Source organism: Methylobacterium sp. J-059 (assembly GCF_022829485.1).
Lineage (GTDB): Bacteria > Pseudomonadota > Alphaproteobacteria > Rhizobiales > Beijerinckiaceae > Methylobacterium.
Window position 1 is genome coordinate 17,618 of record NZ_JAKSYA010000123.1, and the last position, 14,085, is coordinate 31,702.

Annotated in this window: 16 protein-coding genes; 5 read left to right on the forward strand and 11 right to left on the reverse strand. The window is 71.2% G+C overall.

Features of this window, described 5'->3' with window-relative positions; all coding sequences use genetic code 11:
• Positions 1-180 precede the first annotated feature (180 nt).
• The 5 genes from MKK55_RS17275 to MKK55_RS17295 form a co-directional block, all read right to left on the reverse strand.
• Positions 181-1,206 carry a TonB family protein gene (locus MKK55_RS17275; protein ID WP_243936752.1) on the reverse strand — a complete coding sequence of 342 codons (1,026 nt, stop codon included), beginning with the start codon at positions 1,204-1,206 and terminating at the stop codon, positions 181-183.
• Positions 1,207-1,209: 3 nt separating this feature from the next.
• Positions 1,210-1,707 (reverse strand): protein TolR, encoded by a 498-nt coding sequence (gene tolR / locus MKK55_RS17280; RefSeq protein ID WP_147729000.1) that lies wholly within the window; start codon positions 1,705-1,707, stop codon positions 1,210-1,212.
• Positions 1,708-1,821: 114 nt separating this feature from the next.
• Positions 1,822-2,511, reverse strand: coding sequence for a MotA/TolQ/ExbB proton channel family protein (locus MKK55_RS17285; protein WP_147729001.1), 690 nt, complete (start codon positions 2,509-2,511; stop codon positions 1,822-1,824).
• Between the two features lie 120 nt (positions 2,512-2,631).
• Entirely contained in the window at positions 2,632-3,126 is a 495-nt protein-coding gene (locus MKK55_RS17290) for a Tat pathway signal protein (RefSeq protein ID WP_187275466.1), read from the reverse strand.
• A 115-nt stretch (positions 3,127-3,241) separates the two neighbouring features.
• Complete coding sequence (locus tag MKK55_RS17295) at positions 3,242-3,733, reverse strand: hypothetical protein (RefSeq protein ID WP_243936756.1); 492 nt, start codon at positions 3,731-3,733, stop codon at positions 3,242-3,244.
• 376 nt (positions 3,734-4,109) lie between these two features.
• On the opposite strand from MKK55_RS17295, the gene MKK55_RS17300 reads away from it, so the two are divergent.
• Positions 4,110-4,538 (forward strand): Hsp20 family protein, encoded by a 429-nt coding sequence (locus MKK55_RS17300; protein WP_147729168.1) that lies wholly within the window; start codon positions 4,110-4,112, stop codon positions 4,536-4,538.
• Positions 4,539-4,649: 111 nt separating this feature from the next.
• Positions 4,650-4,934, forward strand: coding sequence for a DUF1150 family protein (locus MKK55_RS17305; RefSeq protein WP_147729167.1), 285 nt, complete (start codon positions 4,650-4,652; stop codon positions 4,932-4,934).
• Here MKK55_RS17305 and MKK55_RS17310 read toward each other — a convergent pair.
• Positions 4,921-5,712: an alpha/beta fold hydrolase gene (locus tag MKK55_RS17310; RefSeq protein WP_243936758.1), complete on the reverse strand. Its 792-nt coding sequence runs from the start codon at positions 5,710-5,712 to the stop codon at positions 4,921-4,923. The genes MKK55_RS17305 and MKK55_RS17310 overlap by 14 nt on opposite strands.
• Positions 5,713-5,869: 157 nt before the next feature.
• On the opposite strand from MKK55_RS17310, the gene MKK55_RS17315 reads away from it, so the two are divergent.
• The 3 genes from MKK55_RS17315 (at position 5,870) to MKK55_RS17325 (ending at position 8,821) form a co-directional block, all read left to right on the forward strand.
• Complete coding sequence (locus MKK55_RS17315; protein WP_243936760.1) at positions 5,870-7,099, forward strand: glycosyltransferase family 4 protein; 1,230 nt, start codon at positions 5,870-5,872, stop codon at positions 7,097-7,099.
• Positions 7,100-7,356: 257 nt separating this feature from the next.
• A complete protein-coding gene (gene infC / locus MKK55_RS17320; RefSeq protein WP_243933822.1) occupies positions 7,357-7,878 on the forward strand; it encodes a translation initiation factor IF-3 in 522 nt (173 codons plus the stop codon).
• 157 nt (positions 7,879-8,035) lie between these two features.
• Positions 8,036-8,821 (forward strand): HesA/MoeB/ThiF family protein, encoded by a 786-nt coding sequence (locus MKK55_RS17325; protein ID WP_243936763.1) that lies wholly within the window; start codon positions 8,036-8,038, stop codon positions 8,819-8,821.
• Here the strand turns inward: MKK55_RS17325 and MKK55_RS17330 are convergent.
• From MKK55_RS17330 to pheS, 5 genes are all read right to left on the reverse strand, one after another.
• A complete protein-coding gene (locus MKK55_RS17330; RefSeq protein ID WP_243936766.1) occupies positions 8,810-9,685 on the reverse strand; it encodes a DUF1186 domain-containing protein in 876 nt (291 codons plus the stop codon). The two genes, MKK55_RS17325 and MKK55_RS17330, sit on opposite strands and share 12 nt — an antisense overlap.
• Positions 9,686-9,761: 76 nt before the next feature.
• Positions 9,762-12,182 (reverse strand): phenylalanine--tRNA ligase subunit beta, encoded by a 2,421-nt coding sequence (gene pheT / locus MKK55_RS17335; protein WP_243936768.1) that lies wholly within the window; start codon positions 12,180-12,182, stop codon positions 9,762-9,764.
• Positions 12,179-12,652: a hypothetical protein gene (locus MKK55_RS17340; protein ID WP_147725891.1), complete on the reverse strand. Its 474-nt coding sequence runs from the start codon at positions 12,650-12,652 to the stop codon at positions 12,179-12,181. Before MKK55_RS17340 ends, pheT begins: the two co-directional genes overlap by 4 nt.
• 4 nt (positions 12,653-12,656) lie before the next feature.
• Complete coding sequence (locus MKK55_RS17345; RefSeq protein WP_243936770.1) at positions 12,657-12,938, reverse strand: hypothetical protein; 282 nt, start codon at positions 12,936-12,938, stop codon at positions 12,657-12,659.
• 14 nt (positions 12,939-12,952) lie between these two features.
• Positions 12,953-14,035 (reverse strand): phenylalanine--tRNA ligase subunit alpha, encoded by a 1,083-nt coding sequence (gene pheS, locus MKK55_RS17350; protein WP_243936783.1) that lies wholly within the window; start codon positions 14,033-14,035, stop codon positions 12,953-12,955.
• Between the last annotated feature and the right edge of the window lie 50 nt (positions 14,036-14,085).

Here is a 14,085-nt window from a genome sequence, read left to right on the forward strand (position 1 = left end):
GAACCCGTCGCGGCGTGCGGAACGAGTGATTGTGTAGCACGCCGGAGGCCCCGATGGCGAATGCCGCGGCCTGGTCGAAGGCAAGTCACGGCGACTTTTCCCGTGCAGCCGTAGCCTAACCTTCGACGAACGAACGTATGACCGCCGGCGGCACCTTCCGCCGGCGGCTCGGACGTCGGTTCAGCGCACGCGATAATTGAGGGGGATCGTCACCGACAGGCTCGACTGGGTCACGCCGGCGGGCGCCGCCGGCAGGCTCCCGCGCACGGCGCCGAGCGCCGCGCTGTCGATCTGGCTGACGCCGCTGCTGCGCGCGAGGCCGGCGCTCGTCACCTGGCCGGACCGCAGCACGGTGAAGCGCACCATCGCCGTGCCGCCGGCCGTGCCGCTCGCGGCACCGGGGTTCATCCGGCCATGGATCGCCGAGCTGATCGCCCCGGTCCATTGCCGCATGGCGCTCGGATCGCTCCCGGCCGAGGCCCGGCCCGACGCGTTCTCGCGGGAGGACGATGCGGAACTCCGGCTCTCGGCGCCCGCGCGGGCCTGGGCCTGCTTCGCCTTGGCCTCGCGGGCGGCCTTGGCCTTCGCCTCGCGGACCGCCTCCTTGCGCTCCTCGATGGCCTCGCGGCGGGCCTCCTCGAGCTCTTCCCGGCGCTTCTGCGCCCGGAGCTTCGCCTCGCGCTCGGCCTTAAGCTTGGCGAGGTCGACCTTCGGCTTTTGCGGCTCGGCCGGCTTCTCGGGCTCCGGCGCCTGCGCGACCACCGGCGGCGGGGGCGCCAGCGGCTCGGCCTGCTCGGCCTGGGAGGTGATGATCGGGCTCTCGGGCTCGACCGCGACGGCGTCGGGCGGGACCTCCGCGACGGACGCGGGCGGCGGCGGCGCGACCACGGCCTCGTCGGGCTTCGCCTCGGCCACCTCCGGCGGCGGCTTGGTCGGCTCCGCCTCGGCCGGATCCTCGACCGGCTTGGTTTCCGGCGGAGCGGCTTCGCTCGCCTGGGTCTCGCTCGGCGCCTGCGTGTCCGCGTCGGTCATCAGCGGGGCAAGGTCGATCGAGATCTGCTGCTCGCCGGGGGGAGCCGGCGGGGTCAGCTTGAACAGGGCGAGGCCGGCCAGCGCGCCGAGATGCAGCACGAGCGCGACGAGGAAGGCGGGCACGAGCCCGGACGTGCGGGATTCGGGAGCCCCGGTGTCGGCGATGACGGACATGGCTTACCGAGCCGCCCCGTTGGCCGCCCCACCTGCGGCCGCCGCAGGAGCCGCGCCGGGCGCGGCACCGCCGGGCGACTGGGCGATCAGCGAGACCTTGGTGAAGCCCGCCTGCCCGACGAGGCCCATCACTTCCATGATCTTGCCGTAGGGCACGTCCTTGTCGCCGCGGACCAGCATCACCTGATCCTTGTTCTCGGCCGCCATGGCGCGGAGGCGCGGCATCAGCGTCTCGTTCGTGAAGATCTCCTTGGCGATCGACGGCTTGCCGTCCTTGTCGATCGTCACCTCGACCGGCTTCTGCGACTGCGCGACCTTGGCGGCCGAGGTCTTCGGCAGCTGCACCGGCACGCCCGTCGTCATCAGCGGCGCCGCGACCATGAAGATGATCAGCAGCACCAGCATGACGTCGACCATCGGCGTCACGTTGATCTCCGACATCGGTGCGGTGTCGAGATCGTCATCGTCGGAACCGCTCGCGCGGATCGAACCCATCGCCATGCGGCGTCCTCCGGGATCGGCGGCCCGGCCCTCGAGGGCGGCCGCTGCGGGAATGGAAGGCCCGGCCGCCCTTCGCGGGGCCGGGCTCGCGCATCGTGAGATCGCCGGGGGGCGCTACTCGGCGGCGGCGCGGTGCTGGACGCCGCGGTCGCGGGCGAGGCGGTTGCCGAGCACGCCGATGCCGGAGACGAAGGTGCTCTGGATCCGCCCGACGTCGTTGGCGAGCTTGTTGTAGGCCATCACCGCTGGGATCGCGACGACGAGGCCGATCGCGGTGGCGAACAGCGCCTCGGCGATGCCCGGCGCCACCACCGCGAGCGAGGTGTCCTGGCTGCGGGCGATCGACGAGAACGAGTTCATGATGCCCCAGACCGTGCCGAACAGGCCGACGAACGGCGCCGTCGAGCCGGAGGTCGCCAGGAGCGCGAGGCCGTTCTGCAGGCGCTTGACCTCCAGCGTCAGCGCGGCGCGCATGGCCCGCTCGATCCGGTCGCGCCGCTCGGCGCGGGTCTCCGAGGCGTCCTGGTCCCGCCAGGCGTCGAGGGCTGCCTTCACCACGTGGCCGGCGATGCCCTTCATCCCGGTCTCGAGGTTGCCGCCCGAGCGCACCAGCGCATCGAACGCCTTGGCCTGCCGCCGGGCGGCTGCGAGCCGGACGATCTTCTCGAACACCACGGTCCAGCAGGCGAGGGAGGCGACCACCAGCAGGATCATCACCCCCTTCACGATCGGGTCGGCCTGCAGGAACAGGCCCACGAACGAGAAGTCGTGACCGGCGTCGATCGGGGCGGAAGTCGGATCCATTGCGGGTTCCCTCGGGTGTCATTCGGATGCGGCAACGGCCGCGGGCCGCCCGGCGGCGCGGGGCCGTCGGGCGGGTCGGTTCTCACGAGGTCTCGCCGGCGTGCCGCTGGCGAGGTCGGCTCAGCGATCGAACGGGACGTTCGCCTTGGTCTCGGTCTCGGTGCGCTCCAGGCAGGATTCGCGGGTGGCGTCCCCGCCCTCGCAGGCGAGCACGTCGCTGAGCAGCACGCGGCTCAGCTTCGGGCACGCGATCCCGGGGAAGTTGAAGATCTTGACGGTGGTCTTGCGGGCGGAGATCGGGCCGAGCTCGGCGGCGACCCGCTTCTGCGCGATCCCGTCGGTGTCGAAGGCGAACAGGTCGAGCTTGTAGGATTTCAGGGCCGTCCCACGGCTGTTGTCGACGACGATGGTCGCGCGGCACGAATCGTCGGCGGGCTCGAGCCGGTTGAGCTGGAGCTTGATCGGCGCGGCCTTGTCGGCAAATCCGGCGTCCTGCGCCGTCGCCGACACGACGAGCGAGGCCGCCAGCACGAGCGACAGGCCGGCACTGGCCGCCGTGTCGAGCGCGAGGCGCCCGATCCGGCGCCGGTAGAGCGGGACGCCTCGCCCGAGCATCTGTTCAGCCATCGACTCGCTTTCCATCCTCCGCCCCGCGGCGGTCTCCCGGCGCCCTGCGCCGCATCGATCTCGTTCGCCCCGAAAGGATCCGGTCGGGTCCGGCTCCGTCCGGTCAGTGCAGGGCCGCACCGTCCGGCCGGCGCTTCGAGGCCCCGAGACGCCCCGCGGCCTCGTCGATCGGCCCGACCGCCGCACGCAGCGCGGCGACGAGGCGCGGCGCTTCGGGCCGGCCGGTGATCGCGGCCGCGCCGCGCTCGACCTCCGTCCAGAGCCTGCGCCGGCCGCGCCCGATCAGGCCGACCAGCGCGCATTCGTGCCCGGTCAGCCGGCAGCAGGTCGCCGGCATGAACGACCCGTCATCCGCCCGCTCGGCGCGCAGCGCGCGGACGACCCCGACGATCCCGGAGACGAAGCGGCCGCCGGCCTCGGCGCCGAGAAGCGTCTCCGCACCGTCGAACGCCGCATCCCAGCACGCGATGTCCCGCGTCATGTAGCCCCCGGCCACGAACCGGGCGACCGAGAGCGCCAGCACCTCCGCGTCGTCGCCGCAGACCTCCGCCACCCGCGGCATCGGCGCATGCTTCGACAGGATCGGTGCGGACATTCGGCCTCCGGAAAGTGCCTGCCGCACCGCCTCGTCACGCTGAAACGGACCGCACTGTGCCTGCGGGGCGGAAGTATCCGAGGTGGAGGGCAAGGATCAAGGGCACGGCCGAAAATCAGAGCCGTTCCAAACTATTACGAATACATCCCTGTTCTCGGCCGTCGTCTGTTGCCGAAAGATCCCGCCGTCCGTTGCCGCTTCTGCCCGTGCGTCCCGCCTTCGGCGCGGCGCGGCGTCCCTTGATGGGCCGGGTCGCCTCGTCCATATCTTGGCGTGCCGGGCCGCTGGGCCGGAAGGGGCGCTGCCGCCAGCGGGCCCCGCGACGAGGCGCCCACCGGCATTCGGGCACGGGGCCTCCACAGGGGTGTTGCCGCCGATGACCCGTCCATCTCCGTTCGGACACCCGTTCCTGCTCGGGTTCGACGAGATCGAGCAGGCCCTCGACCGGGTCTCCAAGGCCGCCAACGACGGCTACCCGCCCTACAACATCGAGCGTCTGGCCCGCACCGACCGGGAGCCGGACCGCCTGCGGATCACCCTGGCGGTGGCCGGCTTCACGCGCGACCAGCTCGACGTGATGCTGGAGGAGAACCAGCTGATCGTCCGCGGCCGTCAGGTCGACGACAAGGAGCGGCTGTTCCTCCACCGTGGCATCGCGGCGCGGCAGTTCCAGCGCGCGTTCCTGCTGGCCGACGGGATGGAGGTGCTCGGCGCCGACCTGTCGAACGGGCTGCTCTCGATCGATCTGGCGCGGCCCGAGCCCGAGCGGGTGGTGCGCCGCATCGCCATCCTCGAGCGCGATTGATCCGCGGGAAAAGCACCCCACATCAGGATCAGGCCCACGATCGCCGGATCGGTTCGATCAAGACGGGATCGTTTCCGGGCCGATTGCTCTGCCTCGAAAGGAGGGCACGACATGACCGACCTCAACACCTCCCCGCTGACGGCCGCCGACCTCGATCCGGCCGAATTCAACGCCGCCGACCTCGCGGCCCTGGGCGAAGGTCACATCGCCTACGTCCGCTCGATCCGCTCCGACGAGGTGATGCGGCTGTTCCCGCAGGCGCCGCAGCTGACGCCCGGCCTCGACCTGTTCGCGCTCCTGTCGGCCAGCGGCGCGCCGATCCTGCTTGCGGACTCGCGCGAGGTGATCCTCGCCAACGCCGCCGAGCACGACCTCTTCCCGGTCAGCCTGCACTAGCCGGTCTCGCCATCTCCGCCACCGCCGAGAGCAGCCGCGCGATATCCTGCGGCCGCGACAGGCGGTGGTCGCCGTCCGCGATCAGCGTGAGGACCGTGCCCGCCGCCGGCAGCCGGTCTAGGATGCGGAAGGCGTGGGCGTGCGGCACGTCCGGATCGTTCATCCCCTGGAGGATGTGGACCGGGCAGCGCAGGTCGAGGGCGCCGGTCAGCAGGCGGTTGCGCCGGCCGTCCTCGATCAGCGCCATGGTGATCGCGTCGGGCTCGGGCGCGTAGGCGCTCTGGCGCAGCCAGACGCCATCCTGCTCCAGCGTGCGGCGCACCTCGGTCGGGAACCGATCCCACATCAGGTCCTCGGTGAAGTCGAGGGCCGGCGCGATCAGCACGAGGCCGGTCGGCGCCGACGCCCCGCGCGCCGCGAGGTTTCGCGCCGCGAGGCAGGCGATCCATCCGCCCATCGAGGATCCGATCAGCACCGGCGCTTCCGGCGCGTGCGCGGCGAGCACGCCCTCGGCGTCGGCGAGCCAGGTCGAGATCGTGCAGGCCGAGAACTCGCCCTCGGATTCGCCGTGGCCGGAATAATCGAACCGCACGAAGCGCCGCCCCTCGGCGGCGGCCCAGGCGTCGACCGCCATCGCCTTGGTGGCGCCCATGTCCGAGCGGAAGCCTCCGAGCCAGACGATCGCCGGACCCGCCCCGTCGCGCACGCGCACGGCGATCCGGCGTCGGTCCGCTCCTTCGCCGACGTCGACGTGCTCCAACGTCGTCCCGTCCCGCATCCCGCTCTCCCGATTCGCCCGGCCCGCGCGTTCCCGACCTGAACGCCGCGTCTTCAGCCGCCGTTTACCAGACCGTAAAGCGTACCCGTGATCCTATGACAATGAACGCTTCCTTGCGGCCGCGGCCCGCCTGCGCCCTCTCGCCGCGCAGCCGCCGATGAACGGCGATTCCCGTCCGTCGGTCGGCTTCCCCGGCGACGCGTCGCCGCTGGCCGGTGCCTGCGTCCTTCAGATCATTCCCGAGCTCGACGCCGGCGGTGCCGAGCGCACCACCGTCGACATCGCGGCCGGCCTCGCGGCGGCAGGTGCGCGTGCGCTGGTCGCGACGGAAGGCGGGCGCCTCGTCGGCGAGCTTCAGGCCAAGGGCGGCATCTGCCTGCCGTTCCCGGCGGCGTCGAAGAACCCCGTTCAGATGGCCCTCAACGTCGGCCGCCTGGCGCGCCTGTGCCGGCGCGAGGGCGTGCAGATCATCCATGCGCGGTCCCGCGCCCCGGCCTGGGTCGCGCTCGGCGCCGCGCGACGGCTGAAGCTGCCCTTCGTCACGACCTATCACGGCAGCTATTCCGGCCGTACCGGCGTGAAGGTGCTGTACAACTCGGTGATGGCACGCGGCGACGTGGTGATCGCCAACTCGCACTACACCGCCGACCTGATCCGTCGCCTGCATGCCGAGCAGGCGGGCGACCGGGTTCAGGTGATCCACCGCGGAACCGACCTCTCCGCCTTCACTCCCGTCGCGGTCGGCGCCGCGCGGGTCGAGGCGTTGCGCCGCGTTTGGGGCGTCGCCCCGCACGAGCGCGTCGTCCTGCTGGCGGCCCGCCTCACCGCGTGGAAGGGTCAGCGCATCCTGATCGAGGCGGCGGCGCTGATGCGCGCGCAGGGCGTCGCCGATTTCGCCATCGTGCTCGCGGGCGACCCCCAGGGCAGGGTCGCCTACGAGCGCGAGCTCGACGCGCTGGTCGTGGCGCGCGGGCTCGAGGGCGTCGTCCGCCGCGTCGGGCATTGCACCGACATGCCGGCGGCCTTCCGGGCCGCCTCGGTCGTCGCGGTGCCCTCCGTCGAGCCGGAGGCGTTCGGCCGTTCCGCCGTCGAGGCCCAGGCGCTCGGCACGCCGGTGGTGGTGTCCGACCTCGGCGCGGTCCCCGAAACCGTTTTGAGCCCGCCCGAAGTGTCGGCCGGCCAGCGCACCGGCTGGCGCGTTCCCGCCGGCGATGCGGCGGCGCTCGCGGCGGCACTCGGGGAGGCGCTGTCGCTCGGCGCCAGCGCGCGCGACGCGCTGGCCCGCCGCGAGCGCGCCCATGTGGAGGCGAACTTCTCCCTGGAGCGTATGGTCGGCGACACGCTGGCGATCTACGCCAAGCTGCTCGGCCGATCGGAGCCCGCCTGACCCCGCGTCGCGATGGGGGCTTGTTCTTTTGGCCTGCAAGCTTCACATCGGGGAAAAGGTTTTCGCATTGCGGGAGCCGGTATCGTTTTGCGTCGAGACGGCGGCATGTGTTGACTTGCCGCACGGTTCGGCCAAGGTAAGCTGTCCGGGATAGGCCGGAGCGATCGGTGGTCTGGGCAGCCTGGAACGGGATGCCAGGGGCCGCCGTTTCGTCGTTGCATCAGGAGAACACCGCCATTCGTAGACCCATGAGAGCCATGCCGGCCCCGCAGAAGGACGGGCCTCGCGCCAACCGGGATATCCGCGGCGTGCGCGAAGTGCAGCTCATCGACGACACCGGCCAGAACCGGGGCGTCGTCGCCTTCTTCGATGCTCTGGCCCTGGCCGAAGAGGCCGGCCTCGACCTCGTCGAGATCGCACCGAACTCCGTTCCTCCCGTCTGCAAGCTGCTCGATTACGGCCGCTTCCGCTTCAACGAACAGAAGAAGCAGAACGAGGCCCGCAAGCGGCAGAAGACGGTCGAGGTCAAGGAGATCAAGCTCCGCCCCGGCATCGACAAGCACGATTACGACACCAAGATGAAGTCGGTGCAGCGCTTCTTCGAGGAGGGCGACAAGGTCAAGGTGACCCTGCGCTTCCGCGGCCGCGAGATGGCGCACCAGGATATCGGCCTGCGCCTGCTCGAGCGGGTGAAGACCGAGACCGCCGAGATCGCCAAGGTGGAAAGTGAGCCGATGCTCGAAGGCCGCCAGATGATCATGATCCTGGCGCCGCGCTGATCGCTCCGCCGAGGCCCGTGGAATTCCAAAACGCCGTCTCGCTCCGCGAGGCGGCGTTTTTCATGATGCGGTCGCGCGTCGCCGTTCATCGGACACCATGCGCCTTTCACGGGCCGTCGCGCTTTCACCGGCCGGTCGCGCGGATTATCTGCTGCGCATGGCCCTGACATCCGACGAGATCGAACGCTACGCCCGCCACCTCGTGCTGCCGGAGATCGGCGGCCCCGGGCAGGGCAGGCTGAAGGCGGCGCGCGTGCTCGTGATCGGTGCCGGCGGGCTCGGCGCCCCGCTGATCCAGTACCTGGCCGCCGCCGGCATCGGCACGATCGGCATCGTCGACGACGACACGGTCTCGCTCTCGAACCTGCAGCGCCAGATCATCCACGGCACACCGGATCTCGGCCGGCCGAAGGTCGAAAGCGCCGCGGACGCCGTCGCCCGCCTCAACCCGAACGTGACGGTGGTCGCCCATCCGATCCGGATCGATGCCGCATCCGCCGAAGCCTTGGCCGCCGCGTACGACGTCGTCGCCGACGGCTCGGACAACTTCGCGACCCGCTACGCCGTATCCGACGCCTGCTACCGGGCGCGCCGCCCCTTGGTCACCGCCGCCCTCGGCCGTTTCGACGGCACGCTGACGACGATCCGCGCCCACGAGACCGGGCCGGACGGCGCCCCGAACCCGACCTACCGCTGCCTGTTCCCGAACCCGCCGCCGCCCGGCACCGTGCCGCCCTGCGCGGAAGCCGGCGTGCTCGGGGCGCTCGCCGGCGTGATGGGCTCGCTGATGGCGATGGAGGTGATCCGCGCGGTGACCGGCTTCGGCGAGCCGCTGGTCGGGCGGCTGCTGATGGTCGATGCCCGTGCGATGCGGTTCGAGACCTTGGGCTACGCCTGGGACGAGGCGAACCCGCTCAGCGGCGCGGTGCCGTCACAAGCCTGATGGCGGGGTCCATTCCGCTTCGGCATTCACCTTGCCGAGGCAGCACTTCTTGAACTTCTTGCCGCTGCCGCACGGGCAGGGATCGTTGCGGCCGACGTCCTTGAACGGGTTGACCGTCGGCAGGCCGTAGCCGGCCTTAGTCCACGCGAGCTGAACGATCGGGTCGTCGAGGTAGCCGTGGTTCCACGCGTCGAGGCGCGACCGGTCGTTGGGCTTGCGCTCGGCCTCGCGCAGGGTCTCCTTGAACCACGCGGCATCGCTGAACTCGTCGGTGATGCGCTTGTCGCGCCGGGCCGCCTCGGCCCGCGGGGCGAGCTCGCGCAGGCCGAGATAGGCGATCGCCTCCTCCCAGGCGATCCAGCCGACCGCCTCCTCGACGGCGGCCTTCGCGTCGTCGAAGCGGACCAGCAGGTCGCGCAGGGTCTGGCGCGGAATCCGACCCTCGATCGCCAGGAAGACGCAGGCGGACAGCAGCGCCTGGCGCACCGCATCGTCGACCGTGCTGTCGAGGATCAGCGCGAAGATCCCGTCGGTCCGCCCGTCGAACAGGCTCGCGATCATGCGGGCGAGCGTCGTGGTGACGGCGTCGCCGAGCACCGCGTCCACGCTCTCCTCGTCCTGGCGCAGGAAGCGCAGGAGCGGGGCGAGCAGCCGCGGATCGCGGGCATGGGCGAGCACGTGCAGCCCCCAGAACAGCAGGTTCTCCTGCTCCGGCGTCAGCTCGGCGCCCTCGGCCGCCCCCGCGAGGAGGCGAAGGGTCTCGTCCGCGACGAGATCCGGCTCGGCCAGGGCGCGACGCAGCAGCGGCTCGGGCAGGGTCTCGGCAAGGGACAGTGCCTGGCTGAGCGCTTCGGCGTCGGTCATGGTCGGGTCGCCCTCGTTGCGTGCCGATCGCGTCGCGTGCAGGTCGCGCGCCGGTATGGTCGTCGGGGCGCGGGGTTCAGCCGCGCAACGTCGCGCCGGTCTTGCGGCCGACCTCGGCGACGATCCGGGCGCTCACCGCCTCGATCTCCGCATCGGTCAGCGTCCGCTCCAGCGGCTGCAGCCGCACCGCGATCGCCACCGATTTCGAGCCGTCCGGGATGCCGGTGCCCTCGTAGACGTCGAACACCTCGACGCCGGTGACGAGCTTGCGCTCGGCGCCGGCCGCCGCCTTGACGATCTCGCCGGCGGCGACGTCGCGGCCGACGACGAAGGCGAAGTCGCGCGACAGCGGCTGGAAGTCTGAGAGCGTCGCCGCGCCCTTGGTCTTGGTCGGCTTCAGCTTCGGGGCCGGGATCGCGTCGAGGACGATCTCGAACGCCACCAGGGTGCCCTTGAGATCCAGCGCCTTCATCACCCGCGGATGCACCTCGCCGAAGAAGCCGACCGGGTTCTTCGGGCCGAACTGGAGCGTGCCCGAGCGGCCGGGATGCAGCCAGTCCGGGCCGCCCGCCACGACCTGGAGCCCGCCCGTCGGAACGCCGAGGGCGGCCAGCATCGCCATCGCGTCGGCCTTGACCTGGAAGGCGTCCACGGTCGGCGCGGTGCCGTCCCAGTGGCGCCCGCCGCCCGCGAGGTTGGCCGTTCCCCGGCGCACGGCCGCGGCGCGGATGGTCTGTCCCTCCGGCGTGTCGTCGGCGAAGCACTGCCCGACCTCGAACAGGGCGGCATCGGGATAGCCGCGGTCGGCGTTGCGCTGCGCCGCGCGCAGCAGGCCCGGCACCAGGCTCGGCCGCATGTCGGAGAGTTCCGAGGCGATCGGGTTGGCCAGCACCAGGTCGGCGCCGCCGCCGCCGAACAGCACCGCGTCGTCGTGCGGGATGAACGACCACGTCACCGCTTCCATCAGGCCGCGGCTCGCCAGCGCGCGCTTGGCGCGGCGGGTGCGCTTCTGGATCAGCGTCAGCGTCGGGCGCGCGAGGCCGGCCAGCGGCGCCAGCGGCTTCGACTCGATCCGGTCGAGGCCCGCGATGCGGATGATCTCCTCGACGAGGTCGGCCTCGCCCTCGATGTCGGGCCGCCACGACGGCGGCAGCACCTTCGCCCGGTCGCCGGTGCCGGAGACCTGGAAGCCGAGCGCCTCCAACGTGACGGTCATCTCGGCGCGGGACAGCTCGATCCCGGCCAGACGCCGCACTTCGGTCCAGGGGAAGTCGACGACGCGGTCGGTCTCGGGCATCGCGCCGGCGATCGTCGCCTCGGACGGGATCCCGCCGCAGAGGTCGAGGACGAGCTGCGTCGCGCGGTCGAGCCCGGGCAGCGTCGAGGCCGGGTCGACGCCGCGCTCGAAGCGGTAGCGCGCATCGGTGATCACGCCGAGCCGCCGTCCGGTCTGCGCGATGTTGGCCGGGTTCCACAGCGCCGATTCGATCAGCACGTCGGTGGTGGAGGCGTCGCAGCCCGAGGCCGCCCCGCCGATGATGCCGGCGATGGATTCGACGCCGTTGTCGTCGGCGATGACGACCATCTCGCCGCCGAGCGCGTGCTCGCGCCCATCGAGGCCCTTCAGGGTCTCGCCCTCGCGGGCGAGCCGGACGGTCAGGCCGCCGGCCACCTTGGCGGCGTCGAACACGTGCAGCGGCCGGCCCTGGTCGAAGGTCATGTAGTTGGTGATGTCGACCAGCGCGTTGATCGGGCGAAGGCCGATCGCACGCAGCCGCGCCTGCATCCAGTCCGGCGAGGACCCGTTGCGCACGCCGCGCACGCGGCGGAGGGCGAAGTGCGGGGCGAGGTCGCGCGCCGCCTCGGGAATGTCGAGGGCGACGGCGACCGGGCAGGGGTCTTCGCCGCGGATCGGCGGCTCGGCCAGGGGCTTCAGGGCACCGATGCCGGTGGCGGCGAGGTCGCGGGCGATGCCGTGGACCGAGGCGCAGTCCGGGCGGTTCGGCGTCAGGTTGATCTCGATCACCGGATCGTCGAGCCCGGCCCACAGCGCGTAGGGCGTGCCCACCGGCGCGTCGGCCGGCAGCTCGAGGATGCCGTCGTGGTCGTCCCCGAGGCCGAGCTCGGCCCCTGAGCACAGCATGCCGCGGCTCTCGACGCCGCGGATGTTGCCCACCGAGAGGGTCATGTTCTTGCCCGGCACGTAGGTGCCCGGCGGCGCGAACACGCTGAGCAGGCCGGCGCGCGCGTTCGGCGCGCCGCAGACCACCTGGAGCGGCTGCCCGTCCCCGGCGTCGACGCTGCAGACCCTGAGCCGGTCGGCGTTGGGATGCTGCTCGGCGGTGAGGATTTTCGCCACCACGTAGGGCTTCAGCGCCGCCGCCTTGTCCTCGATGCCCTCGACCTCGAGCCCGATGCGGGTGAGCGTCTCGGCGATCACGTCGAGGGACGCCTCGGTGTCGAGGTGGTCCTTGAGCCAGGAGAGGGTGAATTTCATTTCGGTCTGTCTTTGAAGATCAGGTGGATCGCCAAGCTCATCCTTTCGGATGCGCTCAAGGCTTCGAGGAGGCCGACCAGCTCGCGGGCCTGCTCCAAGTGATCGCGAGCTGCATTTTCCTGGTAGAAGCCGAGGCGGGGTGGTGCGTAATCGGCGAGCATGCGTGCCCCCTGCAACGGCACGATCAGGTCGCCGATCCGTTTGAGCGAGACATTCGTCGCGAGCGGGCTGCCTTTGGGCTGGAAGGCCGTGCGAAGCGAACCGTGATCGAGCGCGCGGTAGACTTTCTCGTATTCGCTCGACGCGCGATCGGAATCGCCGAGAAGGGTGTCGGCACACAGGCGGGCGAGGGCGTGGAATGCAGCGTAATAGGCCGTGCTGACGGCGCGCCGCTTCACGCTCGAACTGTCCGGGTGGGCGTCGACGATATCCTCGGCCAATCGTAGCAGGCGTGCGACCATCGTGGACATGGCGTCAGTCTACGTCCGCGTGAACTTGCCGCTCGTCGGCGATGTCGTTGCTCAGGAACACGAAACGATCGTCGCCGCGGGCGATGAGGGCATCCCGGATCGCGTGCACCGTTCGCACGAGTTCGGCGCGACTGGCCGGTCGCGTGCTGTACCGAGCCGTCACGCGGATGATCGGGGCGCCATCGAAATCCGTATCGAATCGAACCTCCGCTGCCTTGTATTGCCCACCGGGAAAGCGGTGTTCGAGCACCGAAGAGACAACGTTTTCCACTTCGCGTTCCGTCATGGCGCTCACCCTTTCTACCCCGTCAGGCCGCCGATCAGACTCGGCACGTCGAGCAAGCGGAAGCCGTAATGCTCGATCCAGCGCAGGTCGGCCTCGAAGAACGGCCGCAGGTCCGGCATGCCGTACTTGAGCATGGCGATGCGGTCGATGCCGACGCCGAAGGCGAAGCCCTGGACCTCGCTCGGGTCGAGGCCGCAATTCCGCAGCACGTTCGGGTGCACCATGCCGCAGCCGAGGATCTCGAGCCAGTCGGTGCCCTCGCCGAAGCGGATCTCGCCGCCCTTGCGCGAGCACTGGATATCGACCTCCGCCGAGGGCTCGGTGAAGGGGAAGAACGAGGGTCGGAAGCGCATCTTGACGGCGTCGACCTCGAAGAACGCCTTGCAGAACGCCTCGAGCACCCATTTCAGGTTGGCGATGTTGGCCGCCTTGTCGATCACCAGCCCCTCGACCTGATGGAACATCGGCGTGTGGGTCTGGTCGGAATCGTGCCGGTAGGTCCGGCCCGGGATGATCACCCGGATCGGCGGCGTCTGCGACCTCATGGTGCGGATCTGGACCGGCGAGGTGTGCGTGCGCAGCACCTTGCGCTTGCCCTCGGCGTCGGGCGCCAGGAAGAAGGTGTCGTGCATCTCCCGCGCCGGATGCCCGGGCGGGAAGTTCAGCGCGGTGAAGTTCAGCTCGTCGGTCTCGATGTCCGGGCCTTCGGCGACCGAGAACCCCATGTCGGCGAAGATCGCGGTGATCTCGTCGATGACCTGGCTGATCGGGTGGATGCGGCCGCGGGACTCGGGCGCCTCGCGCAGCGGCAGGGTCACGTCGATGCGCTCGGCCGCGAGCCGCGCTTCGAGGGCCGCCTCGGCGAGCGCGTCGCGGCGCTGGGCGATCGCGCCCTGCACCCGGTCGCGCAGGCCGTTGATGAGCGGGCCGCGCTGCTTGCGCTCCTCCGGGCTCATCGCGCCCAGCGTCTTCAGCAACTCGGAGACGCTGCCCTTCTTGCCGAGCGCCGCGACGCGCAGGGCCTCGAGCGACGCCTCGTCGGTGGCGGCCGCGACCTGGGCGAGCAGGTCGCGTTCGAGGGTGTCGAGATCGGTCATCGCTGTCCCATCGCGTGCGGTTCACCGCCCGGCGCCGTCGGCGCGCAGGC

Bases quoted from the DNA above. Each gene is read 5' to 3' on its own strand.
- MKK55_RS17325 (WP_243936763.1), top strand. From the start codon at position 8,036: ATGGCCCTGACATCCGACGAGATCGAACGCTACGCCCGCCACCTCGTG.
- pheT (WP_243936768.1), bottom strand. From the start codon at position 12,182: ATGAAATTCACCCTCTCCTGGCTCAAGGACCACCTCGACACCGAGGCG.
- MKK55_RS17295 (WP_243936756.1), bottom strand. From the start codon at position 3,733: ATGTCCGCACCGATCCTGTCGAAGCATGCGCCGATGCCGCGGGTGGCG.
- infC (WP_243933822.1), top strand. From the start codon at position 7,357: ATGCCGGCCCCGCAGAAGGACGGGCCTCGCGCCAACCGGGATATCCGC.
- MKK55_RS17315 (WP_243936760.1), top strand. From the start codon at position 5,870: ATGAACGGCGATTCCCGTCCGTCGGTCGGCTTCCCCGGCGACGCGTCG.
- MKK55_RS17345 (WP_243936770.1), bottom strand. From the start codon at position 12,938: ATGACGGAACGCGAAGTGGAAAACGTTGTCTCTTCGGTGCTCGAACAC.
- MKK55_RS17290 (WP_187275466.1), bottom strand. From the start codon at position 3,126: ATGCTCGGGCGAGGCGTCCCGCTCTACCGGCGCCGGATCGGGCGCCTC.
- MKK55_RS17330 (WP_243936766.1), bottom strand. From the start codon at position 9,685: ATGACCGACGCCGAAGCGCTCAGCCAGGCACTGTCCCTTGCCGAGACC.
- MKK55_RS17275 (WP_243936752.1), bottom strand. From the start codon at position 1,206: ATGTCCGTCATCGCCGACACCGGGGCTCCCGAATCCCGCACGTCCGGG.
- tolR (WP_147729000.1), bottom strand. From the start codon at position 1,707: ATGGCGATGGGTTCGATCCGCGCGAGCGGTTCCGACGATGACGATCTC.
- MKK55_RS17340 (WP_147725891.1), bottom strand. From the start codon at position 12,652: ATGTCCACGATGGTCGCACGCCTGCTACGATTGGCCGAGGATATCGTC.
- MKK55_RS17305 (WP_147729167.1), top strand. From the start codon at position 4,650: ATGACCGACCTCAACACCTCCCCGCTGACGGCCGCCGACCTCGATCCG.
- MKK55_RS17285 (WP_147729001.1), bottom strand. From the start codon at position 2,511: ATGGATCCGACTTCCGCCCCGATCGACGCCGGTCACGACTTCTCGTTC.
- MKK55_RS17300 (WP_147729168.1), top strand. From the start codon at position 4,110: ATGACCCGTCCATCTCCGTTCGGACACCCGTTCCTGCTCGGGTTCGAC.
- pheS (WP_243936783.1), bottom strand. From the start codon at position 14,035: ATGACCGATCTCGACACCCTCGAACGCGACCTGCTCGCCCAGGTCGCG.
- MKK55_RS17310 (WP_243936758.1), bottom strand. From the start codon at position 5,712: ATGCGGGACGGGACGACGTTGGAGCACGTCGACGTCGGCGAAGGAGCG.